The sequence below is a fragment of the Streptomyces sp. NPDC051662 genome (assembly GCF_040681655.1).
Taxonomy (GTDB): domain Bacteria; phylum Actinomycetota; class Actinomycetes; order Streptomycetales; family Streptomycetaceae; genus Streptomyces.
Map to the genome: position 1 here is coordinate 172,298 of NZ_JBFAZD010000001.1, position 21,877 is coordinate 194,174.

18 protein-coding genes are annotated in these 21,877 nt (G+C 72.0%); 7 read left to right on the forward strand and 11 right to left on the reverse strand.

Annotation, left to right across the window (positions count from 1 at the left end; translation table 11 throughout):
* Positions 1-1,773 (forward strand): hypothetical protein (locus tag AB0M67_RS00820; protein WP_365741109.1); only part of this gene is annotated, 1,773 nt, incomplete at its 5' end.
* On the opposite strand, the gene AB0M67_RS00825 is transcribed toward AB0M67_RS00820, so the two are convergent.
* Positions 1,770-3,782, reverse strand: coding sequence for a tetratricopeptide repeat protein (locus tag AB0M67_RS00825; protein ID WP_365741111.1), 2,013 nt, complete (start codon positions 3,780-3,782; stop codon positions 1,770-1,772). The two genes, AB0M67_RS00820 and AB0M67_RS00825, sit on opposite strands and share 4 nt — an antisense overlap.
* Positions 3,783-3,982: 200 nt before the next feature.
* On the opposite strand from AB0M67_RS00825, the gene AB0M67_RS00830 reads away from it, so the two are divergent.
* Together AB0M67_RS00830 and AB0M67_RS00835 are read left to right on the forward strand one after the other, a co-directional pair.
* Positions 3,983-5,248, forward strand: coding sequence for an APC family permease (locus AB0M67_RS00830; RefSeq protein ID WP_365741113.1), 1,266 nt, complete (start codon positions 3,983-3,985; stop codon positions 5,246-5,248).
* A gap of 183 nt (positions 5,249-5,431) precedes the next feature.
* Complete coding sequence (locus AB0M67_RS00835; RefSeq protein ID WP_365741115.1) at positions 5,432-6,118, forward strand: CBS domain-containing protein; 687 nt, start codon at positions 5,432-5,434, stop codon at positions 6,116-6,118.
* Between the two features lie 53 nt (positions 6,119-6,171).
* Here the strand turns inward: AB0M67_RS00835 and AB0M67_RS00840 are convergent, their stop codons facing one another.
* From AB0M67_RS00840 to AB0M67_RS00850, 3 genes are all read right to left on the reverse strand, one after another.
* Positions 6,172-6,960 (reverse strand): FAD:protein FMN transferase, encoded by a 789-nt coding sequence (locus AB0M67_RS00840; protein WP_365741117.1) that lies wholly within the window; start codon positions 6,958-6,960, stop codon positions 6,172-6,174.
* Positions 6,961-7,091: 131 nt separating this feature from the next.
* A complete protein-coding gene (locus tag AB0M67_RS00845; RefSeq protein WP_365741120.1) occupies positions 7,092-7,541 on the reverse strand; it encodes an FMN-binding protein in 450 nt (149 codons plus the stop codon).
* A gap of 10 nt (positions 7,542-7,551) precedes the next feature.
* Positions 7,552-8,910: a ferredoxin reductase family protein gene (locus tag AB0M67_RS00850; protein WP_365741122.1), complete on the reverse strand. Its 1,359-nt coding sequence runs from the start codon at positions 8,908-8,910 to the stop codon at positions 7,552-7,554.
* Between the two features lie 173 nt (positions 8,911-9,083).
* Between AB0M67_RS00850 and AB0M67_RS00855 the strand changes: the two genes are divergently transcribed.
* From AB0M67_RS00855 to AB0M67_RS00865, 3 genes are all read left to right on the forward strand, one after another.
* Positions 9,084-9,818: a response regulator transcription factor gene (locus AB0M67_RS00855; RefSeq protein ID WP_365741124.1), complete on the forward strand. Its 735-nt coding sequence runs from the start codon at positions 9,084-9,086 to the stop codon at positions 9,816-9,818.
* The gene (locus tag AB0M67_RS00860; protein WP_365741126.1) at positions 9,818-11,326 is read left to right on the forward strand and encodes a HAMP domain-containing sensor histidine kinase; all 1,509 of its coding nucleotides are present in this window, start codon (positions 9,818-9,820) and stop codon (positions 11,324-11,326) included. Before AB0M67_RS00855 ends, AB0M67_RS00860 begins: the two co-directional genes overlap by 1 nt.
* A 167-nt stretch (positions 11,327-11,493) precedes the next feature.
* Complete coding sequence (locus tag AB0M67_RS00865) at positions 11,494-12,201, forward strand: response regulator transcription factor (RefSeq protein WP_365741128.1); 708 nt, start codon at positions 11,494-11,496, stop codon at positions 12,199-12,201.
* A gap of 4 nt (positions 12,202-12,205) precedes the next feature.
* Here AB0M67_RS00865 and AB0M67_RS00870 read toward each other — a convergent pair whose 3' ends face one another.
* From AB0M67_RS00870 to AB0M67_RS00885, 4 genes are all read right to left on the reverse strand, one after another.
* Positions 12,206-13,936, reverse strand: coding sequence for a GAF domain-containing protein (locus AB0M67_RS00870; protein ID WP_365741130.1), 1,731 nt, complete (start codon positions 13,934-13,936; stop codon positions 12,206-12,208).
* Between the two features lie 90 nt (positions 13,937-14,026).
* The gene (locus AB0M67_RS00875; protein WP_365741132.1) at positions 14,027-14,740 is read right to left on the reverse strand and encodes a pyridoxamine 5'-phosphate oxidase family protein; all 714 of its coding nucleotides are present in this window, start codon (positions 14,738-14,740) and stop codon (positions 14,027-14,029) included.
* Positions 14,741-14,857: 117 nt separating this feature from the next.
* Positions 14,858-15,481, reverse strand: a complete 624-nt coding sequence (locus AB0M67_RS00880; RefSeq protein ID WP_365741134.1) for a hypothetical protein — start codon at positions 15,479-15,481, stop codon at positions 14,858-14,860.
* Between the two features lie 23 nt (positions 15,482-15,504).
* Positions 15,505-16,908 (reverse strand): alpha/beta family hydrolase, encoded by a 1,404-nt coding sequence (locus AB0M67_RS00885; protein ID WP_365741136.1) that lies wholly within the window; start codon positions 16,906-16,908, stop codon positions 15,505-15,507.
* A gap of 271 nt (positions 16,909-17,179) precedes the next feature.
* On the opposite strand from AB0M67_RS00885, the gene ligD reads away from it, so the two are divergent.
* Positions 17,180-18,235, forward strand: a complete 1,056-nt coding sequence (gene ligD / locus AB0M67_RS00890; protein ID WP_365741138.1) for a non-homologous end-joining DNA ligase — start codon at positions 17,180-17,182, stop codon at positions 18,233-18,235.
* Positions 18,236-18,276: 41 nt separating this feature from the next.
* Here the strand turns inward: ligD and AB0M67_RS00895 are convergent, their stop codons facing one another.
* From AB0M67_RS00895 to AB0M67_RS00905, 3 genes are all read right to left on the reverse strand, one after another.
* On the reverse strand, positions 18,277-19,731 hold the full coding sequence (locus AB0M67_RS00895; RefSeq protein WP_365741140.1) for an MFS transporter: 1,455 nt from the start codon (positions 19,729-19,731) through the stop codon (positions 18,277-18,279).
* Positions 19,732-19,822: 91 nt separating this feature from the next.
* Complete coding sequence (locus AB0M67_RS00900) at positions 19,823-20,809, reverse strand: aminoglycoside phosphotransferase family protein (RefSeq protein ID WP_365741142.1); 987 nt, start codon at positions 20,807-20,809, stop codon at positions 19,823-19,825.
* A 28-nt stretch (positions 20,810-20,837) separates the two neighbouring features.
* A complete protein-coding gene (locus AB0M67_RS00905; RefSeq protein WP_365741144.1) occupies positions 20,838-21,875 on the reverse strand; it encodes an MASE1 domain-containing protein in 1,038 nt (345 codons plus the stop codon).
* Positions 21,876-21,877: the final 2 nt, after the last annotated feature.

Below are 21,877 nucleotides of genomic sequence, written 5' to 3' on the forward strand. Positions count from 1 at the left end.
CGACGGGCGACGGGCGACGGGCGACGGGCGACGGGCGACGGGCGACGGGCGACGGGCGACGGGCGACGGGCGACGGGCGACGGGCGACGGGCGACGGGCGACGTACTCTTCGCCGCCCGGTCGGCGAACGCCCTGCACCGGCTCCTCGACGTGCTCCCCGTCTTCGCCGGTGACGACCGGATCCGGCGGCTCTTCACTCTCGTCCCCGGCTCCGATTTCGACGTCGACGCCCTGGCGGCCATCGAGCGGGTGCACGCCCGTACCGTCCCCTGGGACGAGGCGTGCCGACGCCCGTTCGATCTGATCCTCGCCGCCAGCCCGAAGGGCGATCTCGGTCTGCTGGGCGGTGACCGCGTGCTGCTTCCGCATGGAGCGGGGTTCAACAAGACCATCCGCGGCGAGGGCTCCGGCGACTCCGCCTCCGGTCTCGATCCGGCCTATGTGCTGCCGGGCGGTCGCCCCGTGTCCACCCTCTACGCACTGGCCCACCCCAGCCAGGTCGCGCGTCTGGCCGCCGTCAGCCCGTCCGCCGCGAGGCGGAGCGCGGTGGTCGGTGACCCCACCCTGGATCGGTTGCTCGCATCCGTCTCCCACCGCGACCGCTATCGCGCGGCCCTCGGAACCGGCGACCGCAAGCTGATCGTCCTCATCTCCACCTGGGGCCCCGAGTCGCTCCTCGCACGGCGCCCGGGACTCCCTGCCGAGCTCGCGGTCCGACTGCCCCATGACCGCTACCAGCCCGCACTGATCGTGCATCCCAACGAGCGCAGCCGGACAGGCGCCCTCGATCTCGCGGAACGCCTTGCCCCCGCCCTCGACGCCGGGCTGATTCTCGCCGGCCCGTACGAGGAGTGGGCCGCGGTGCTCGTCGCCGCCGACGCGGTCATCACCGATCATGGCTCAACGGCTCTGTACGCCGCCGCTCTGGACCGTACGGTGATCGCCGCGTACGACGGAGGCGACGAGCTGATCCCCGGCAGTCCGATGGCCGAACTCCTCGGCCACAGCCCGCGGCTGGCACAGACCGACCATCTCGGAGCCGCGTTCGAAACCACCCTGGACGCCGCACTCGACGCGCACCGTCCCGACGCCACCCGCGCGTTCGCGGATACCGCCTTCGCCGAGCGCGAGCGTGGTCACGCGCTGGAGCGGCTGCGCGAGGAGGTGTACGGGCTGCTCGGACTCGACCCGCCGCCCGATCCGGCGACCGCCCGTCCCCTTCCGCCGCCCGCCCCGCCCGCCCGCGTACCGGCGGCCTTCGCGGTACGCGTCCACATCAGCGGCACCGAGGTGCGGGTCGAGCGGTATCCCGCTCACACGGACGCGCCCGCGCATCACCTCGCCGCTGAACACGGCATGGCCAGTGAGCGGCACGCGCAGAGTGCGGGGCTGCTCTACCGCAGGGCCGAGCCGCCCGGGGCCTCCCCGCACCGCGCCGTCCCAACGGTGGCCGGGTGGACCGCCGACATTCTGGACAGCTATCCGGGGTGCCGCACCGCCTCGGTCGTCCTGTCGGCGTCGTCGCTCTGTGTGGTGCGCACCCGCTCCGGGGCGTTGCTCACCGTCCGTATCTCCCCCTGCCGGGAGACCGACCGGATCGTGCACGCCGATCCGGCCGCCGTGCTGAGCGCCGTCCACGCGTGGCTGGCCATGCGTCCCGGACCCTCCGCCGCCGATGCCACCGCCGTCGCGATCGACTGCCGGATCGGGGGGCGGCTCTTCCCGGTCCGGCTCTCCCCCACCACTTCGGACGAGGACCAACTCACGCTCTAGACAAGGCCGTTCCGCTGCCGGATCACCCGGGCTTCCGCACGGTGTCCCCGCGCCTCGGCCGCGCGCCCCTCCTCCTCGGCGAGCTGCGCGAGCGCGTCCAGAATCCCCGTCTCGTCGTGGTCGGCGCCACGCTCCCGCGCGCTCTCCAGCGCCGCCGTGTACAGCTCGTGTGCCGCGCCGCGCCGGCCCAGACGGTGCAGTACACCGCCCAGCGCGAACCCGACGCGTGCCGTGAGGCGTGCGCGCCCGAGCCGCCTCGCCAGCGTATGCGCCTCCGCCAACAGCTCGGCGGCCCGGTCCAGTTGACCGAGTTCGGCGATGGCCTCGCCCAGCCGATAGGTCTGCAGCATGACGCCGTACTCATTGCCGATCGCCCGGTGGACCTCGCGCGATGCCTCGAAATCGGCCGCCGCCGCGGCCCAGTCGCCACGCGCCGACCTCAGCATGCCGTGGAACTCGACGACCGACGCGCCCAGTTTGCGGTACCGGTCGGACTCACCCAGGGACCGTGCCGCGGTGAGCGCCCGGGCCAGCTCCCGCTCCGCCTCCGCGAACTCTCCCCGCTTCCACAGCGGGCGCGCCAGTTGGCAGCGCAGCCGTACGGTCAACGGAATGTGTCCGGCCCGCTGAGCCGCGGCCAGGGCGGTACGGAACGCCTCGATACCGTCGGCGTAGTGCGGGTGGTCGAGGTAGTGGGTCCACAGGGGCTCACCGAAAGCCGCGGCCTCGGTGTCGTACCCGCGCGCGTAGGCGAGGTCCACGCAGTCGTACAGCGCGTGACGCTCGGTCTCCAGCCAGCGAAACGCCCGTTCCTTCCCGACTGTCGCGTCGGGTGCCGCGCCGGGTGCCGCGCCCTCCTCATCCTCGAACCGGACATCGGGGGCGCCGGCGACGGGCTCGACCGGGTCCGCGAAGGTCATGCGCGTACCCGCCGCGTACCGGTCGGCGCGCTGTGCCTGCCGCAGGAGCCAGCGCACCATGCGCAGCCGCCACTCGGCCCGCTCTTCCTCCGTGCTGTCGTCGGCCCGGCGCCTCGCGTGTGCGCGCAGCAGTTCGGGCAGGCGTTTCCGGTCGTCGCCGGTGTCCGACACATCCCTGGTGTCGAGTAAGCCGGCCGTCTCCAGCTCCTCCAGCGCCCGGTCCGCGGCGTCCCGTCCCCGGCCCAGGATCGCCGTGGCCGCCTCGGGCGTGAAGGATGTCCCGGGGATGCTCGGCAGCATCCGGTAGAGCAGCGCCGCCTCGGGGCCGAGCCCTCGATAGGCGGCGTCCCACAACACCTCCACCATCGGGATCCCCTTCCCGTGCAGTTCGTCGGTGAGCTCGTCGATCAGCCTCGGGAGACGACTGCGCCGGTGCTTGCGGATCCACCGGCCGGCGACATGCAGGGCCGCGGGCAGACCGCAGCAGAGACGGATCAGCCGGTCGGTGGCCTCCGGTTCCGCGTCCAGCCGCGCGTCGCCGGCGATACTGCGCAGCAGCTCCATGGCATCGGGCGGATCCAGCGGGGGCAGGGCGAGATCGATCGCCGCGCCGTTGTCAAGGTCGTACAGCGGCCCATGACTTGTGGCGATCACCACGCTGTCGCCGGACGCGGGCAGCAGCGGTACGACCTCGGCCGCGTAGCGCGCGTTGTCGACGACGATGACGAGGCTCTTGCCTTCCGTCTTCGTCCAGTACTGCTTGCACCGGGCCTTGAACGACGGCTTCAGCCAATCCGGTTCCACCCCGAGTGAACCGAGCAGATCCCCGAGAGCGTCGCCGATCTCCACCACGCCGCCACGCCTGAGGTCGTCGAGGTCGACATAGAGGACCCCGTCCGGGTGGCGTGGCCGCAGCGTACGGGCCAGCCGGAACGCCAGCTCCGTCTTCCCCGTGCCGCCGAGCGCGCTCAGCGCGAACAGCAGCGGGCGGGACTCCCCGTCCCGCTCCGCGACAGCCGTGGCGGCCAGGGCCTGTTCGCGCCGCCGCCCGACGAAGTGCGGTACCGGCGGGGGGATCTGATACGTCATGGTCCATGTGTACCAGCCGCCTCGGCCGCGCCATGGGCCGATCGCGAAGACCTCGGCGGAATCGGACCAGTCCAGCGGGGACCGCCGCACCGGGCGGCGAGGCGGACTCCGCCGGTTGTCCCTGCCCCGTCTGCCGATATCGTGCGTGCGCCGACAGCCGGTGGAGGAGTGTCGTCCGACGAGGGTGCGAGGAGCGAGTGATGGGTACGTCGGCGGGACCTGCCGGAGCGGGCGGGCTGAAGCGGCATCTGGGTGTGTTCGACGCCGTGGTGATCGGGCTCGGAGCGATGATCGGCGCGGGGATCTTCGCCGCGCTCGCGCCGGCCGCGTCGGCGGCCGGGTCCGGGCTGCTGCTGAGCCTGGCGGTGGCCGCGGTCGTCGCGTACTGCAACGCCACCTCCTCGGCGCGACTGGCCGCCCGCTATCCGAAGTCGGGCGGTACCTACGTCTACGGCCGCGAGCGCCTCGGTGACTTCTGGGGCTATCTGGCCGGCTGGGGCTTCGTGGTCGGCAAGACCGCCTCCTGCGCGGCGATGGCCCTGACGGTCGGCGCCTACGCGTGGCCCGGCCAGGCGCACGCGGTCGCGGTGGCCGCGGTGGTGGCGCTGACCGCGGTGAACTATGTCGGCGTACAGAAGTCCGCGTGGCTGACACGGGGCATCGTCGCGGTCGTGCTGGCGGTCCTGGCCGCCGTGGTCACGGCCTGTCTGACCGGTGGCACGGCCGAGTCCGCGCGGCTGGACCTGGGCGCGGACGCCACCTTCGGCGGGGTGTCGCAAGCGGCGGGGCTGCTCTTCTTCGCGTTCGCGGGCTACGCGCGCATCGCCACCCTCGGCGAGGAGGTACGCGACCCGGCCCGGACCATTCCCCGCGCGATCCCGCTCGCCCTGGGCATCACACTGGCCGTCTACGCGGCCGTCGCCCTCGCGGTCCTCTCGGTGCTCGGGCCGGACGGCCTGGCCGGGGCCGCCGCGCCACTGGACGAGGCGGTGCGGGCCGCCGGGGCCCCCGGGCTGGTCCCAGTGGTGCGGGCCGGGGCCGCGGTGGCGGCGCTCGGCTCGCTGCTCGCGCTGATCCTGGGTGTCTCCCGTACCACGCTGGCCATGGCCCGTGACCGCCAGCTGCCGCACGCCCTGGCCGCCGTCCACCCGCGCTTCGAGGTGCCGCACCGCGCCGAACTCGCGGTCGGCGCGGTCGTCGCCGTGCTGGCCGCCACCGTCGATGTGCGCGGCGCGATCGGTTTCTCGTCCTTCGGTGTGCTGGTCTACTACGCCGTCGCCAACGCCTCCGCCTGGACGCTCACCCCGGCCGAGGGGCGCCCCGCCAGGATCGTGCCCGTCGTGGGCATGGTCGGCTGCCTGGGACTGGCCTTCGCGCTGCCGGCGGACTCGGTCCTCTGGGGAGTGGTGGTACTCGCGCTCGGCGCCGCCACGTACGGCCTTCGCAGGGCGGCCACCCGGCGCTGACCAGAGTCTTGTGGTCCGTTCGCTCCGGCCCGGTGTTCTCGCGGGCGGGCGGGGCCGCTCGGACGGGGGTCAGGGCCGGTCAGCCCTTGGAGCGTCGCGTCCGGTGGGCCCACGCTTGACGTGGGGCGGCACGGCCCTGCCCTCGACACGGCCGTGCCCGGATTCCGGAGCGCAGGAGGGACCATGCACCACACACCGCACACCGTGAGCGAGGTGATGACGCGCCCCGTGGTCGCGGTGAGCCCGCGGGCCGGGTTCAAGGAGATCGTGGCGACCATGGCGCGGTGGAAAGTGAGCGCCGTGCCCGTGCTGACGGGCGACGGGCGCGTGGTCGGGGTGGTGTCGGAAGCCGATCTGCTGCCCAAGGAGGAGTTCCGGGACGCGGACCCGAGCCGTCTGGAGCAGCTGCGCCGTCTCGACGATCTGCGGAAGGCCGGCGCGCTGACCGCCGAGGAGCTGATGAGCGTGCCCGCGGTCACGGTCCGGGAGGACGCCCCGCTGGCCGGGGCGGCGCGGACCATGGTCCGGGGGAGGCTGAAGCGGCTGCCCGTCGTCGACGGCGAGGGCATGCTCCGGGGGATCGTCAGCCGTCGCGACCTGCTGAAGGTGTTCCTGCGGTCCGACGAGGACCTGGCCCAGGAGGTACGCACGGAGGTGGTCGACCGCCTGTTCCTGGTGGCCGGAGAAGAGGTGCGGGTCAGCGTGGCGGACGGCGTCGTCACGCTCAGGGGCCGCGTCGGCGACACCGCGCTGGTACCGGTGGCGGCCCGTATGGTGCGGGCCGTCGAAGGGGTCGTCGATGTCGAATGCGATCTGGTGGGGCCGGGTGCCCCGGCCACGGCGCCCCCTCAAGCGGGAGCCGGGCCCTGAACACGGAGACGGATCAGCACGGGCCATAACGGATCAGCACGGACCGGAACGGATCAGCACGGAACGGATGGGGTCTGACAGGGCCCGGCCGACCGCCCGGATAACCCGGCGCGCGTAGCCGACGGCGTCTCGCCGGGGAATCCGCTAGTGCGCCATGTCCCGCCGTCCGGTGTCACCGCGAACCCCTCGTACCCGTCGAGGGATTCCAGCCAGTCCCGCGCGGTCTCCCCCATGGCGAAGGCCGCGGTCGCGTACGCGTCGGTCATGGTGAGCCGGGCGCCGACCACCGTGACGGACGCCGGGCCGACCGCCGGTGTGCCGTGGTGGGGGTTGAGGATATGGGCTCCGCGTTCCGTCTCGCCCGAGGTGGCGATGGCCAGGCCGCGGCCGGTGACGACGGTGCAGAGCTCACCGGGGCGCAGGGGGTGCGCGATCCCGATGCGCCACGGGGAGCCGGGCGCCGCCTCGCCGCCGAGTTGCAGGTCCCCGCCGCCGTTGACCGAGGTGTTGTGCGCGCCCGCCTCGCGCAGGATGCGCGACGCGCGTTCGATGGACCACCCCTTGACCAGCCCGGACGGGTCGAGGACGCCGCCCGCGAGATGGCTGAACCAGCCGCCGGTGTGCCGTACGGCCCGCTTGCAGAGGTTGAGGACCTCCCGTACCTCGGGGGAGCACTCGTCGAGTCCGATCTCACCGCGCGAGAGACGGCAGATGACGCTGTCGGGCCGGTAGGTGGAGTACACCTCGTCGACATGGTGCAGCCAGCGCACCGCCTCGCGCAGTGCGACCTCGATGGCGGGTGTGTGCGGGTCACGTATGTCGAACGAGAAGACGGTGCCCATCACGTGCTCGACATGGCGCCATCCACCACGCCCGGGCCGTGTGCCCGAACGCGAACCCGTACCCGTATCCGTATCCGTACCCGTATCCCTAGCTGTATCCGTGCCTGTTTCCCTGCCTGGATCGGAGACCATCAGACACCGGCCCTGTCGAGTGCGCTCTGCAGGGACTGGGTATAGCCCTGACTGGTGTAACTGGCGCCCGAGACCGCGTCGATGTGCGCGCTGTGGGCGGTGAGCGCCTCTTGCGTCAGACGTGGCACCGCGTAGGCGGTGATCTGCTGGTCGCGGCCGGACCCGGAGGGCACCTGGAGCACCTTGACCGCGCTGAGTTCGCCGCCCCGGACGGTCGCGGCGACCTGCACCGTCCCGTACTGGGTGTCGACGGGGTCACCGGTGTAGGTGCCGTCGACCGGTCGCGCGCCGTTCGCCGGGGGCGCGGACCGAGTCGGCGACGGAGCTGTCGCGGCCGGCGGTGTGCCGCCACCGAGCACGGAGGCCGGAGTGGTGTGGTGCGGCTTGAGTGCGAGCAGGAGGACGACCAGGGAGCAGGTCGACGCGGCGGTCAGAACGGCTCTGCGCACGGTGTTCTCCTCAGAACTCGAACGATTCGTGATGGATGTGACGGCGCGGCACACCGGCGCCCCGCAGGGCGTGTGTGGCGGCGTCGGTCATGCCGGGCGGGCCGCACAGATACACCTCGTGCGCGGCGAGACCGGGCACCAGCCGGCTCAGCGCACGGGCCGTCAGCGGCGAGAAGTACGCGGCCGGTTCGTCCACCACGTAGTGCACGACTGCGCCGGGGGCCGCGGCTATCGCGTCGAGTTCGCCGCGCAGGGCGAGGTCCTCCGGGCGGCGGGCCCGGTAGATCAGCGTCACCTCGCCCGGGAGCGTCTCGAACAACGCCCTCAACGGCGTGATCCCGACACCGCCCGCCAGCAGCAACACCTTCCGCGACGCGCTCCGGGCCGCGGTGAGCGAGCCGTACGGTCCCTCGGCCCACACCCGGGTCCCCGGCCGCAGCCGCGCCAGCGCCGCGCTGTGCCCGCCCGCTTCCTTCACCGTGATCCGGAGACGGCGGGCGAGGGGCGGCGCGGAGAGTGAGTACGGATTGGCGGTCCACCACAGGCCCGGTGCCAGGAAGCGCCAGCGGAAGAACTGCCCCGGCCGTGCGCCCAGTTCGTCCAGGCGCTCGCCGGCGAGATGGACGGATACGACGCCCGGCGCCTCGTAACGGAGGTCGGCGACGCGCAGCCGGTGGCGCAGCGCCCGCCGTACCGGGACCAGGAAGCGGTACCAGCCGATGAGCGCGGCGACTCCGAGATACAGCGTGTACCAGGCCGCCTGGGCCGGCCGGTTGGCGACGAAGTCGGCGCCGTTGCTCAGCTGGTGGAAGAAGGCGAGGAAGAGGGCCAGATAGGTGGCGAAGTGCAGGTAGTGCCAGACCTCGTAACGCATCCTGCGCCGCGCGGCCCGCGCCGAGACGCATCCGGTGCCCACCAGGAGCAGGAACGCGGCGGTGGCCTTGAGCATGTCCGGGTAGGCGCGCAGGAGTGTGGTCGTCTGGTCCACCACGCCGGAGTGTGCGGTGAGGGAGTAGCCCCAGATGATCAGCAGGGTGTGGGCGAGTACGAGTGAGATGGTGTACCGCCCGCCCATCGCGTGCCAGCGCGCGAGCCGGTCGCTGCCGACGCTGTGGTCAAGGAGCGGTATCCGGGCCATCAGGGCGACGAGAACGGCACAGGCGTAACCCGCCAGGAGTCCGGTGATCCGGCCCGCGTCGGTCAGCCACTCGCCCGCGCCCACGACCGACGCGGTATCACTCCACCACAGGGCGAGGACACCGGCGGCGCCGATCCAGATGGCTCCCAGCGTCACCGCGGGGACGGCCGAACGTGGCCGCCGCGGCAGCGCGCGTTCCGTGGTGCGGCGCGCGTGGGTCGCGCTGGTCATGGGCCCTCATTTCGCCGGTGGGCCACCGGCCGTCGTTCCCGCCGGTGACCGCCCAGCCTGGCAACCCAACCTCTGAGGACCTTCTGAGTGGACGCGCTCCGGGCATATTCAGAGGAAACTCAGAGCGAGCCCTGAGCCACCTGCTCCGTGGCACGGGGGATGCTGTACGGACCATGGACAACCACAGCCACCCGCCCCGTCTGTACGGCAGCGACGGCGGCCCGGTGCGAGTCCTCGTCGTCGATGACGAGCCGGATCTCACCGAGGTCCTCGCCGGCGTGCTGACGGGCGAGGGCTGGGATGTGCGCACCGCCGCCGACGGCACCTCGGCGGTCGCCGTCGCCCGCGCGTTCCGTCCGCACGCCGTCATCCTGGACTGGATGCTGCCCGACATGGACGGTCTGGGGGTGCTGCACCGGCTGCGCGGGGAGCTGGAGCACGTGTGTGTCCTGTTCCTGACCGCGCGCGACTCCGTCGAGGACCGGATCGCCGGGATCACCGCGGGCGGCGACGACTATGTCACCAAGCCCTTCAGCCTGGAGGAGGTACTGGCCCGGCTGCGCGGACTGCTGCGGCGGGCCGGCATGGCGCGCGAGACGGACGGTGACCGGCTCCTGGTCGTGGGGGACCTGGTGATGGACGAGGAGGCCCGGGAGGTCACGCGGGGCGGCGATCTCGTCGAGCTGTCCCGCACGGAGTTCGAACTGCTCAGGTTCCTGATGCGCAACCCCCGCAGGGTGCTGTCGAAGGCGCAGATCCTCGACCGGGTCTGGTCCTACGACTTCGGTGGCCGCGCGCACGTCGTCGAGCTGTACATCAGCTATCTGCGCAAGAAGATCGACGCGGGGCGCCCCGCGATGATCCACACCGTGCGCGGCGTGGGCTACGTACTCAAGCCGGAGTCCTGATGGCCTCTCCCCCGCGACGGTCGCTGTCGAACGTCTCCCTGCCGCCGCGTACTCTGCGCGGTCAGCTGACCGCCGGGCTCGTCGTGCTGCTCGCCCTGGCCTGCCTGGCGGTGGGCGTCACCACGGCCTTCGCACTCGAAGGCTTCCTCGTCCGCCGCCTCGACCAGCAGCTCTCCGCGTCCGGGGGAAAGTTCGCGGCGAGCCTGGAACACGAGGCCACTCCGGACAGCGACAACCGCCCCGACACCCGCGGCCAGTCGAAGGGCACCTTCGGGGCCCGCCTGCTGCGGGGCACGACCACCCAGGCGGCCGTCGTCAGGAGAGAGGGCGACGTCTCGGAGGTACGGCTCACCACGGGCGACCGGCGGGCGCTCGCCGAGCTGCCCATCGACGGAGAGGGTCATACGCTCCGGCTGTCCGCGCTGGGGCACTACCGGCTCGCCGCCTTCAAGGGCGACGACGGCGATGTGCTGATCACCGGACTGCCGCTGCGCCCCGTCGAGGAAACCCTGCACCGGCTGGAGTGGGTGGAGGGAGCGGTCTTCGGCGCGGCCCTGATCGTCACCGGCACCCTGGCGGCGCTGTGGGTACGGCTGTCGCTGCGCCCGCTGCGCCGGGTGACCAGCACCGCGGCGAACGTGGCCCAGCGCCCCCTCGCCAGCGGCGAGGTCGCCATGCCGGAACCCGTACCGGTCACGGACCCGCACACCGAGGTGGGTCAGGTCGGAACCGCGCTCAACCGCATGCTCGGCCATGTCGGCAACGCCCTGGAGCGACGGCAGGCCAGTGAGGAACGTCTGCGCCACTTCGCCGCGGACGCCAGCCATGAACTGCGCACGCCCGTGGCCAACATCCGCGGCCACGCGGAGCTCGCGCTCCGGCACAAGGGCCCCGTACCGGCCGAGGTCCGGCGGGCGCTCGACCGTATCCAGTCCGAGTCGGTGCGGATGAGCCGCATGGTGGACGACCTCCTGCTGCTGGCCCGTATCGATGCGGGACGGGCCCTTGAGCGCGGGCCCGTGGACCTCACGCGGCTGGTACTCGACGCGACGGACGACGCGCGGGCCACCGGACCCGGCCACCGGTGGCTGCTCGATCTGCCGGAGGAGGCCGTGACCGTCACAGGCGACGAGCACCGGCTGCACCAGGCCGTCGGCAACCTCCTCGCCAACGCCCGCTCGCACACACCCTCCGGTACGCGGGTGACCGTCCGGCTGACGCCCGACGAGGACGGCATCCGGCTGAGCGTGGCGGACGACGGCCCCGGCATCCCCGAAGAACTCCAGCCCGAGATCTTCGGCCGTTTCGTACGCGCGGACATCAGCCGCTCGCGCGCGGCGGGCAGCACGGGACTGGGGCTCGCCATCGTGTACGCGGTGGTCTCCGCGCACGGCGGCACGGTCGGTGTGGAGAGCGCCCCCGGGCGCACCGTGTTCACGGTGACTCTCCCCGTGTCGCCGCCCACGACTCATGGTCCGGAGAACCGGGAGCGTGACGCCGGCGCCTGACGGGCGAGCGCGAGGCGGGTGAGCCCGGGAAGGGAGCCCCGAGGGACCTGGACGGCCCATGCGCGGGCCCCGTTCGGCCCTGGTCCGCCCGCCGGAGCCCGCGCCACGATGGTGGGGTGGCGCCACGATGGAGGGGGCGCGGGCCCACGACGGCGTGGAGGACTGGCATGGACAAGGCACGGGACTTCTCGGCGCGGCAGCCGATCCGGGTGTTTCTGCTCGACGATCACGAGGTCGTCAGGCGCGGGGTGCGGGATCTGCTCGACGCGGAGCCGGACATCGAGGTGGTCGGTGACGCGGGCTCGACGGACCACGCCCTGGCCAGGGGCCCGGCGCTCCGGCCCGACGTCGCCGTTCTCGACGTACGGCTGCCGGACGGTGACGGGATCACGGTCTGCCGGGAGCTGCGGTCGCGGATGCCCGGCCTGGCGTGTCTGATGCTCACGTCGTTCGATGACGACGACGCGCTGCTCGACGCGATCATGGCCGGGGCGGCGGGCTATGTGCTGAAGGAGATCAAGGGGTCGGATCTGGTGGACGCCGTGCGTACGGTCGCCTCGGGCCGGTCCATGCTCGACCCGGCCACGACGGCCCGGCTGATGAGCAGTCTGCGTGGCGAGGACACGGCGGAGGAGCCGCGGGAGCCCGACGCGCTGTCCGGGCTGTCCCCCCGCGAGCGCGAGATCCTCGGGCTGATCGGCGAGGGGCTGACCAACCGGCGGATCGGCGAGCGGCTCTATCTCTCCGAGAAGACGGTCAAGAACCATATTTCGCGGCTGCTGTCCAAGCTCGGTGTCGAACGGCGGATCCAGGCCGCCGTCCTCGCCACCCAGGCCGCCCCGCACTCCGCGGGCCCCACCCGCGAAGGCCACTGAGCGTTCAGCAGGGGTCGACGGGCACGGTCCATACGAGGCGTGTGCCGCCTTGGCCGCCCTGGTGACCAGCCGCTTCGACCGTCATCCGGCCGCCCAGGGTCTCGGCCCTCCCGGCCAGGTTGTCCAGGCCGCTTCTGGGACTGTCCGGTGCGATGCCGATCCCGTTGTCCGAGACGGCCAGCGTCAGCCGGTGATCGCGGACGACGAGGGACACCTCCGCGCCGGTGGCGCGCGCGTGACGTGCGACATTGCTCAGCGCCTCGCCCAGGACGGCGACGACATGGTCGGCGACCGCCGATGGCACATCCGTGTCGATGAGCCCCTCCATACGCAGCGACGGGGTGAAGCCGAGAGCGCGTACGGCCTGTTCGACCACCTCCGTGGCGCGGACCCGTAGCCCCTGCCGGGTACGCCCCGTGTCATGGGCGCGCAGACCGAAGATCGTCGAGCGGATGATCTTGATGGTCTCGTCGAGATCGTCCACGGCGCGCAGCAGCCGTTCGCGCGCCGCCGGATGGTCCACGAACCGCAGGGTGCTCTGGAGGGTCATGCCGGTGGCGAAGAGCCGCTGGATAGCCAGATCATGCAGATCGCGGGCGATCCGGTCACGGTCCTCCAACAGGGTGAGCTGCTCGGCGGAGCGCCGTCGCCCGGCGAGTTCCATGGCGAGCGCCGCCTGTCCGGCGAAGGCCAGCAGGGGTGCCGTCTCGGCCACGGTGAACGGGACCTTTCCCCGGAGCCTGGCCAGCAGCAGCACCCCGCGCACACCGTCCCGGGCGACCATCGGCACCGCGACGGCGGGCCCCAGACCGCCCCACCGCACGGGACCGGCGGCGCTCCTCGGATCCATCTCGACATCCACGCTGATCAGCGGCTGTCCCGCGTGCAGGGCGGCCCCCACGAACGAGCCCTTCCGGGGCAGCACCAGTCCGTTGTGTGCCTCGGCGTCGACTCCGGTGGCGAACGCGATCCGCAGTACGTCCCCGGTCTCGTCCGGCAGTGCCAGCGCCCCCAGGTCGACGGAGAGGATACGGCGCGCGTGATCGACGACCAGGGGAAGCACCTGGGTCTCGTCCGCTCCGGAGAGCAGCCCCGCGACGATCTCCGCGTTGGCCTCCAGCCAGTGCTGCCGGTCCCGGGCCTTCTCGTACAGCCGCGCGTTCTCGATGGCCACCCCGGCGGCCACGGCGAGGGTGGACAGGACGGTCTCGTCCTCGTCGTCGAAGTCCTCGCCGCCCCTCTTCTCGGTGAGGTAGAGGTTGCCGAACACGGTGTCACGCACTCTGATCGGCACTCCGAGGAACGAGTGCATGGGCGGATGGCTGGACGGAAACCCGTATGACTCCGGGTGGTCCGAGATCTCGGAGAGCCTCAGGGACTCGGGGTGACGGATCAGCTCACCCAGGATTCCATGGCCCTCGGGCAGCCGGCCGATGGCGTCCATCTCGTCCGGGGTGAGGCCGACGGGCAGGAAACGGGAGAGCGTCATCCCCTCGCCGATGACGCCGAGCGCGCCGTACTCGGCGTCCACGAGCACCACCGCCGCTTCCACGATGTGCCGCAGCACCTGTGACAGGTCCAGCTCGCGCCCCACCGACAGGACGGCTTCCAGCAGGCTCTGCATCGACTGCGGCGTCCCGTGCTGGACAGCGTCGAGCTGGGCCTGCAACTCCTCCGGGAGGACGTCCAGCCGTCTCGGGGCACCATCGGCCCATCTGTTCCCGTCGTCGCCCACGGTCCCTCCGTCGCGGCCGGGCCTCGAACCGCTGACCGGCCGCACTTCCACCGTAAGCGCTGACCGGGGGGACGGCCCGGACGGAAGGACTCAGACCCGGTGGCCGTGGTGCACCTGGATCCGGCGCCCGGTGACCTGCGTGGGGCTGATGGCGATCCACAGACCCCGGTCGCCCCCGGCCCAGGCGGTGGTGTGTGCCAGCTCCTCCAGCCGCCGTACCCGCTCGGCCTCGGTGACCGACTGTGCCGCACCGACCACGAGAACGCTCCAGCCCTGGCTGAACGCCTCGTCGATATGGTCCACCTCGAAGGCGACCTCGTGGCCGGCGGCTGCCGCCGGGGCGGCGTCCGGAGCGGTTCTGTACGCCACCAGCTCACCGTCGACCGTGTAGTTCACGGGAAAGATCGCGGGCTCGCCCTCCCGGGTCACCGCCACTCTTCCCACCCCGTGGGTGGACAGCAGCGTCCGGGACTCCTCGGCGCTCAGCGTGATCATCTCGGGGTGGTATCCGGCCCTGCCGATTCCGGGCGGGAGATCCGTCGTCGCGCCGGTCAGCTCCGGGACGGTGGTCTCCAGCGCGTCGGCGAGGCGCAGCAGGAAACCGATTCCCGGCGCCGCGGAGTGCTCCTCCAGATACTGGATGTAGCCGGGTGCCGAGCCCGCCCGTACGGCCACGTCCTCGCGCGTCAGCCCCAGTTCCTGCCGCCGTGCCAGGACCCGCCGGCCCAGGTCGGCGCGGTGCGGGACCTGGCCCCCGGGCTGGAACCCGTCGTCCGTCGTCCTGCCCGTCGTTCTGTCCGTCATGGTGGCTCTCCCGGGGGTCGGTGGTGTTCCTCGTACGCCCGGCCTGTGGCACTGGGGGCTGTGCGCGTCGGGGTTCCGGCGTCGGGGTGTGCGCGTCGGGGTCTCGGCGTCGGGGTCTCAACGGTCGCTCCGGTGCGACCACTTGGGCTCGACCTCGGCCCATTCCTTCTCCCACCGCGCGTCGAGCCGACGGTCGAGCGACCGGTGGAACCCCACCGCCGCGCCGCTCACGAGTACGGCGGCCGTGCTCGCGGCCACGATCCCCGCGGTCACTCCGGAGGTGAGGCCCACGGACGAGTTCTCCGGGGGCAGGGTGATCCGGTCGGACCGGTCCACCCAGACACGGATGGCCGCCCCCTTCTTCTGCCCCTCGATCACCACGGTCCTGCCGGTGTGTTTCCCGCTCCCGTCTGTCCAGGTGACCGGTGCGCTGCCCACCGCGCCTCCTGGGACCGCACCCGGTGCGAGACGGCTCGCGTTCGCCGTCAGATGGGCCGTGACCTGGTGCTTCTCCAGGTTCTGGGCGTGTGTGATCCCTTGGTAGTGGTCATAGGTGAGGGTGCCTGCCCCCCATCCCGCGAGCGGGAGGCCAATGATCAGTACGACGATCAGAAGCATATGGACGAAGACCCGCAGCCGGTCGGCAGGCCGACACAGCGGATTGTCCTTCCTGGCAGTTCGCGGTGGTCCCGGCCGGCGCTTCCGGTGGTGCCCGGGGTCCCGTGGATCCGGTGTCCGCATGGTCCGGCCTCCTGAACTCGCGCTCATTGCCCGGCGCGCTGCGCACTGGGGGACAGATGTTCCGTGAGCCACGCACGGGCCAGATCCGCCACGGCTTCGAGCGCGCCCGGCTCCTCGAAGAGATGGGTCGCCCCCGGCACCACATCGAGACGGTGCTCGCAGCGCATACGCTCGGCGGCCCGGCGGTTCAGGTCGAGCACCTGCGTATCGGCGCCGCCCACGATGAGCAGGGTGGGTGCCCGTACGTCGGCGAGCGCTTCGGCGGCCAGATCGGGACGGCCACCGCGGCAGACCACGGCCTTGATGTCCGCGTGCGGTTCCGCGGCGGACAGGAGCGCCGCCGCGGCGCCCGTACTGGCACCGAAGTAGCAGACCGGCAGGGCGTGTTCGGCTGCCAGCCACGCGGTGACCAGGGTGAGCCGCCGGGCCAGCAGCGGGATGTCGAAGACATTGGCCCTGTCGCGTTCCTCCTCGGGGGTGAGCAGGTCGAACAGCAGGGTGCCGAGGCCCGCCCGGTTCAGCCGTGCGGCCACCGACCGGTTACGGGGACTGTGCCGGCTGCTGCCGCTGCCGTGGGCGAAGACCACCACGCCCGTTGCACCGTCCGGCAGGGTCAGATTTCCGGGCAGCCCGCGGCCGTCGACGGTCATCTCGACTTCCCGTTCGAGGACGGGTCCGGCTGGGACGGGTCCGGCTGGGACGGGTCCGACGGGCGGGGCGTCATCCGTGCGACCGCCGCCTGCCTCCGTACCCCCACTCCCCTCCATGGCGCTCTTGGTGGCGCCCCCGGAGGAGGCCAGGAGGTCGTTGAGCAGCTCGATGACCTCGGCGTCGCTGGTCTGGGAGAAGTCCGTGTACCACTGGCCGACCGACCCGAAGTAGTCAGGCGAGTACAGGCACACCACCTCGTCGGCCTCCCCGCTCAGCTCCGCCACCGCTCCGGGCGGGGCCACGGGTATGGCCAGCACCACCTGGGCCGCACCGCGTGCCCGCGCCACCTGGCAGGCGGCGGAGGCGGTGGAGCCGGTGGCGATGCCGTCGTCGACGATCACCACGGTCCGCCCGGTGAGCGCGGTGGGCGGTCGCTCCGCGCGGTAGGCACGAAGGCGCCCCTCCAGCGCGGTCCGCTCGGTCAGCTCCACCGCGCCGCGCTCGCGCGGCCCGAGCCGGGCGGCCCTGACCACATCGTCGTTCAGGATGCGTACCCCGCCCTCTCCTATGGCGCCGAACCCGAGTTCGGGCCTGGACGGCACTCCGAGCTTGCGTACGGCGATGACATCCAGTGGCGCGCCGAGCGCCCGGGCCACCTGGTACGCCACGGGGATCCCGCCACGCGGCAGCCCCAGCACCACAGGGTCGTGGAGCCGCAGCCTCGCCACTTCTCCGGCGAGCTGTATCCCGGCGGTCGTTCGGTCGGCGAAGCGCATGCCCGCCTCCTCTCCCGAAGCCCCGCTACCACCGCACCACGCGGACCATCCGCGCCGACAGGGGCCAAGAGACCCATGGCGGTACCGTCCGGCCCTGTCCCCGGGTCCCCGGGCAGGAGCGCTCGGGACCGGGCGGTGACCGCGGTTGCCGATGGGGAAGCGCTCGCCGATGCTCGGACTCAGGGGCGCCCGCGCGGCCGGCCGGGGCCCGGAGGCCTGCCGGAACGACGCCGTCATGGAGGCAGGACGCCATGAGTGATCGTGAGCGACCATGAGTGACACGGACCCGGCCGACGACACGGGCGGGGCCCGTCCCCTGCGGGCCGGTCTCCTGGAGACGCTGCCGGCCGCCGAACGCCGGCGGCTGACCGAGGCGCGGCCGGGCGTCGAGCTGGCGTCCCGGCCGATGCTGGCGACCCTGAGCGACCGCCGGGAGTTCGACAACGAGTGGATCTTCGAGCGCAAACTCGACGGGGTCCGGGTGCTCGCGGTGCGGGACGCGGGCGGTGTACGCCTGCTGTCGCGCAATGGAGTACGGCTGAACAGCACCTATCCGGAGATCGTGGACGCCCTCGCCGCGCAGGACCGGACCGATTTCACCGTGGACGGCGAGATCGTCGCCTTCGCCGGCGGCCGTACCGACTTCGCCCTGCTCCAGAAGCGGATGGGGCTCTCCGACGCCCGTCGGGCCCGTGCCACCGGAGTCGCCGTCACCTACTGTCTCTTCGACCTCCTGCGGCTCGACGGCGCCGATGTCACCGGACTCCCCCTGCGCTCACGTAAATCCCTGCTCCGCAGAGCCCTGGTCCACCGGCCCCCGCTGCGCTTCATCACCCACCGCAACCACGGCGGCCAGGAGTTGCTCGACGAGGCGTGCGCCCGGGGCTGGGAGGGGCTGATCGCCAAACGGGCCGCCGGCCGCTACCAGCCACGCCGGTCCCCCGACTGGCTGAAGCTCAAGTGCCTGCGCGCCCAGGAGTTCGTCGTCGGGGGCTTCACGGAACCAGCCGGTTCGCGCGTCGGCTTCGGGGCGCTGCTCCTCGGGTACTACGACGGCGGCCGGCTGCGCTACGCGGGCAAGGCGGGTACGGGGTACGACCGCCGCACCCTGCTGAATCTGCGGCGTCGGCTCGACGAACTGGCCGTGGACCACTCGCCGTTCGTCACCCCGGTCCGCGAGCGCGCACCGCACTGGGCGCGCCCCTCACTCGTCGCCGAGATCGAGTTCACCGAATGGACACGGGACGGGATGCTGCGCCACCCCCGGTTCCGCGGGCTGCGCGACGACAAGGATCCGGCCGAGGTGGTACGGGAACGAGCCGCCTGACCGGCGACGGCCGCTCACGCGCCCGGTCCCGCCCCGCCCGGTCACCTCACCGTCGACAGGGGCGCGGCGATGTCCTCCAGCGACCGGCCCTCGGCCCGTACCGCGAGGAACGCCGCCACCAGCCCCGCCGCGCACATGAGTCCGGCGCCGATCCGGAAGGCCAGCGCCGTGTCCCCGACCACCCCGGACGCCGTGAGCTCCGCGAAGACCAGCGGGCCGCTGATACCGCCCGCCGCCGTACCGAGCGCGTAGAAGAACGCGATCGCCATGGCGCGGGTCTCCATCGGGAAGATCTCGGAGACGGTGAGATACGCGCTGCTGGCGCCCGCCGAGGCGAAGAAGAGCACCACGCACCAGCACGCGGTGAGTGTCGTGGCCGTCAGTGAGCCGCGGTCGAAGAGCCAGGCGGTCCCGAAGAGCAGCACGCCCGACAGCAGATAGGTGCCGGAGATCATGATGCGGCGGCCGACCGTGTCGAAGAGCTTGCCGAGCAGCAGCGGGCCGACGAAGTTCCCGGCGGCGATGACCGCGAAGTAGTAGCCCGTGTGTCCCGTCCCGACGCCGAAGAACGTGGTCAGGATCGCGCCGAAGCCGAAGGTGATCGCGTTGTAGAGGAACGCCTGCCCGATGAAGAGCGACAGGCTCAGCACGGCCCGCCTGGGGTACCGGCGGAAGACCGTCCTGGCGATCAGACCGAAGCCGACGGTCTCGCGCTCACGGATCGTGATCTCGCCGGCCGGCGGGGGAAGTTTTCCGTGTTTCTCCGCCTCGATGCTCCGTTCGACGGAATCGACCAGCTTCTCCGCCTCCTCGCCGTACCCGTGGATGAGCTGCCAGCGAGGGCTCTCCGGTACGTGCCGTCGTACGAGGAGGATGACCAGCCCGAGGACGAAGCCGAGCCCGAAGGCGAGGCGCCACCCCAGGTCCTCGGGGAGCAGCCCGGTGTTCAGCATCAGGATGGACAGCAGCGAACCGCCCACGGCCCCCAGCCAGTAACTGCCGTTGATGATCAGGTCGACACGTCCCCGGTACGCGGACGGGATCAGCTCGTCGATGGCCGAGTTGATGGCCGCGTACTCGCCGCCGATACCGAATCCGGTGAGGAAGCGGAAGGCGAAGAACCACCAGGCGTCGAAGGACAGCGCGGTCATCGCGGTCGCGCCGAGGTAGACCGCGAGGGTCACCATGAAGAGCTTCTTACGGCCGTAGCGGTCGGTGAGCCGGCCGAAGAACAGCGCGCCCGTGCACGCGCCCGCCACATACAGCGCGGCGGCGACGCCCGTGACCTGCGCCGATGTGATCGCCAGACCGCTGCCGGGCTCGGACAGACGCCCGGCGATATTGCCGACGATCGTTACTTCGAGGCCGTCGAGAATCCAGACCGTGCCGAGACCGACGACGATCATCCAGTGCCAGCGCGACCAGGGCAGCCGGTCGAGCCGTGCCGGTACGGCCGTGGTGATGGTCCCCGGCTCCGGTGCGGCAGGCGGCGTCATCGCTTCCCTCCCGCCGTCGCGTACGTCCGTGCGTCGCGTCACGTACGTCGCACTGCACCACTATCCGACGGCCGTCCCCGTCGCGCCGGTTCTACCGGCGGACGGACAGCCAGCGCAGGGACGCCAGTCCGAGCCCGGTCATCATGCCCTCCAGCCTCGGGTCACCGGTGGAGTCCATGGAGCAGGCCGCGGCCAGGAGGAACCCCGCCTGTGCCGAGATGAGCACATCGACCGCCTCGGGGTCGACACCGGTCAGCAGCGGATGGCGCGCGGCGTACGGTTCCGGGTTGATCCCCGAGAGCGCCACGCTGCCGAGCAGCATCACCACGTCGGCGTACGCGGGCCCGATCCAGGCGTGCGGCCAGTCCACGACGACGACACGGTCGTCGGCGAGCAGCACATTGAACGGGTACAGATCTCCGTGCGTAAGGGTTTCTCCCGCGGTGGCCTCGCCGAGCCGCGCCTCCAGCGACAGGTGCTTCTCCAGTTCGCGGGCGGTCCCCGGCGCGATCTCGGTCAGCTTCGCCAGCGCGCGGGGATGGTTCACCAGCCGCTCCCAGCCGCCCAGTCGTGGCGCCGGGAGGGCCGTCGGGAGCCGTGGCGCGGGGGTGAGCCGGCCGGAGAGATCGGTGAGGGCGGCGAGGACCCGCTCCAGTTCGCTCTCGCGCCACGGCTGCGCGGGAAGCGTTCCCTCGATGTCCTCGAAGACGAGCGCCACCCATTCACCGTCGTCGTAGGAGCCCAGCAGCCGCGGCACGGGCACCCCGGGCGGCAGCGCGGCCGACACCGCGCCCTCCCGGCGGTGGAACGCGCCCACGGCGGTCGCGGCGACCGTATCGACGGCCTTGGCGAACGCCCTGCGGCCGTCGGACAGTTCCAGCCGGACGGCGAGGCCGTCGGAGAACCCACCCCGCTGGCTGGTGGCCGCGGTCACGGTGCCGCCGAGTACGTTCTCGATCCCGGCTTTCACCGGTCGCGGCAGGCTCTCCCACGGAATGCGCCGGCTGCCGGTGTGCGAGGGAAGGGGCCGCTCGGAAAGAGGCATGGGTGTGCCCCAGGAGGTGTGGTTGGTTGGCATGTACTCAGCTTAGGGGGTGCCCGGTCGGTCATCCGCTCTCCTCGTCTCCCTCCGGCTTTCCCTCCAGCGGCCTCAGCCTCGCCATCTCCGCCGGGGCGAGCCGCTCCACCACCTCCGCCAGCGCTACGCACGCCTGCTCGATCTTCACCCGGGTCTTCATCTGCTCGGTGACCACCGCCGCCACCAGCAGCGAGGTCAGTGCCACCGTCCCATTGAGCACCTGAAGGCTGACCAGCCGTTCCGTGAGGCTGTGGTGGGCGAAGGCACCCCGGCTCCTGTTCGCCTCCAGGATCACCATGACGGAGACGAACAGCGCGTACGGCGCGCTCCCCGCCAGCTGGAAGCGCAGCGCCGCCCAGATGAGGACGGGGAAGAACAGGAAGATCAGGGTGAGGGAGTTCGTGATGGCCAGCGGGGTGATGATGAGGGCGGCGAGCACCACGGCCGTCCCCTCCACCCAGCGGTCGGTCCGCAGGGGCAGCCGAATACGGGGGATGAGCAGCAGGAGGGGCGTGACCAGCAGAACCCCCATGGCGTCGCCCGCCCACCACGCCAGCCAGGTCGGCCAGAAGCCCACCGGGAGTCTGCCGTTGAGCACCAGCATGCCCGTACCCAACGTCGCGCTGATCAGCATCCCGGCGAGGGCGCCCAGGAACACCAGCGCCATCCCGTCCCGCAGCCGGTCCAGCTCGATACGGAAGCCCACCCGGCGCAGCAGCAGATAGGAGCAGAGCGGTGCGAGGGTGGCGCCCGCCAGGACCCCGGGGGTGACAACGGTCAGCGGGTCGAGCGTCACGAGATGAAAGAAGACGCCCAGGGTGATCCCCGGCCAGACCCCGACGCCCATCAGGAACAGACAGGCCAGGGCGATGCCGGTGGACGGCCAGAGCGGTGAGACGTCCGCGCCCTCGACCCGTACCACGCCTTCCATCCTGCCGACGCACGCGCCCGCGTAGTAGGCGACAGCGACGCCGAGGATCCGGAGAAATGCCACCGACAGACCCCGGATCTTCTCGCTGCGCGCCACAACAGCCATCAGACAACGCCCGTCGCCCGCTCCCGCCATGA

Bases quoted from the DNA above. Each gene is read 5' to 3' on its own strand.
- AB0M67_RS00830 (WP_365741113.1), top strand. From the start codon at position 3,983: ATGGGTACGTCGGCGGGACCTGCCGGAGCGGGCGGGCTGAAGCGGCAT.
- AB0M67_RS00905 (WP_365741144.1), bottom strand. From the start codon at position 21,875: ATGGCGGGAGCGGGCGACGGGCGTTGTCTGATGGCTGTTGTGGCGCGC.
- AB0M67_RS00855 (WP_365741124.1), top strand. From the start codon at position 9,084: ATGGACAACCACAGCCACCCGCCCCGTCTGTACGGCAGCGACGGCGGC.
- AB0M67_RS00835 (WP_365741115.1), top strand. From the start codon at position 5,432: ATGCACCACACACCGCACACCGTGAGCGAGGTGATGACGCGCCCCGTG.
- AB0M67_RS00840 (WP_365741117.1), bottom strand. From the start codon at position 6,960: ATGGGCACCGTCTTCTCGTTCGACATACGTGACCCGCACACACCCGCC.
- AB0M67_RS00860 (WP_365741126.1), top strand. From the start codon at position 9,818: ATGGCCTCTCCCCCGCGACGGTCGCTGTCGAACGTCTCCCTGCCGCCG.
- AB0M67_RS00885 (WP_365741136.1), bottom strand. From the start codon at position 16,908: ATGCGCTTCGCCGACCGAACGACCGCCGGGATACAGCTCGCCGGAGAA.
- AB0M67_RS00825 (WP_365741111.1), bottom strand. From the start codon at position 3,782: ATGACGTATCAGATCCCCCCGCCGGTACCGCACTTCGTCGGGCGGCGG.
- AB0M67_RS00865 (WP_365741128.1), top strand. From the start codon at position 11,494: ATGGACAAGGCACGGGACTTCTCGGCGCGGCAGCCGATCCGGGTGTTT.
- AB0M67_RS00895 (WP_365741140.1), bottom strand. From the start codon at position 19,731: ATGACGCCGCCTGCCGCACCGGAGCCGGGGACCATCACCACGGCCGTA.
- AB0M67_RS00900 (WP_365741142.1), bottom strand. From the start codon at position 20,809: ATGCCAACCAACCACACCTCCTGGGGCACACCCATGCCTCTTTCCGAG.
- AB0M67_RS00880 (WP_365741134.1), bottom strand. From the start codon at position 15,481: ATGCGGACACCGGATCCACGGGACCCCGGGCACCACCGGAAGCGCCGG.
- AB0M67_RS00850 (WP_365741122.1), bottom strand. From the start codon at position 8,910: ATGACCAGCGCGACCCACGCGCGCCGCACCACGGAACGCGCGCTGCCG.
- AB0M67_RS00875 (WP_365741132.1), bottom strand. From the start codon at position 14,740: ATGACGGACAGAACGACGGGCAGGACGACGGACGACGGGTTCCAGCCC.
- ligD (WP_365741138.1), top strand. From the start codon at position 17,180: ATGAGTGACACGGACCCGGCCGACGACACGGGCGGGGCCCGTCCCCTG.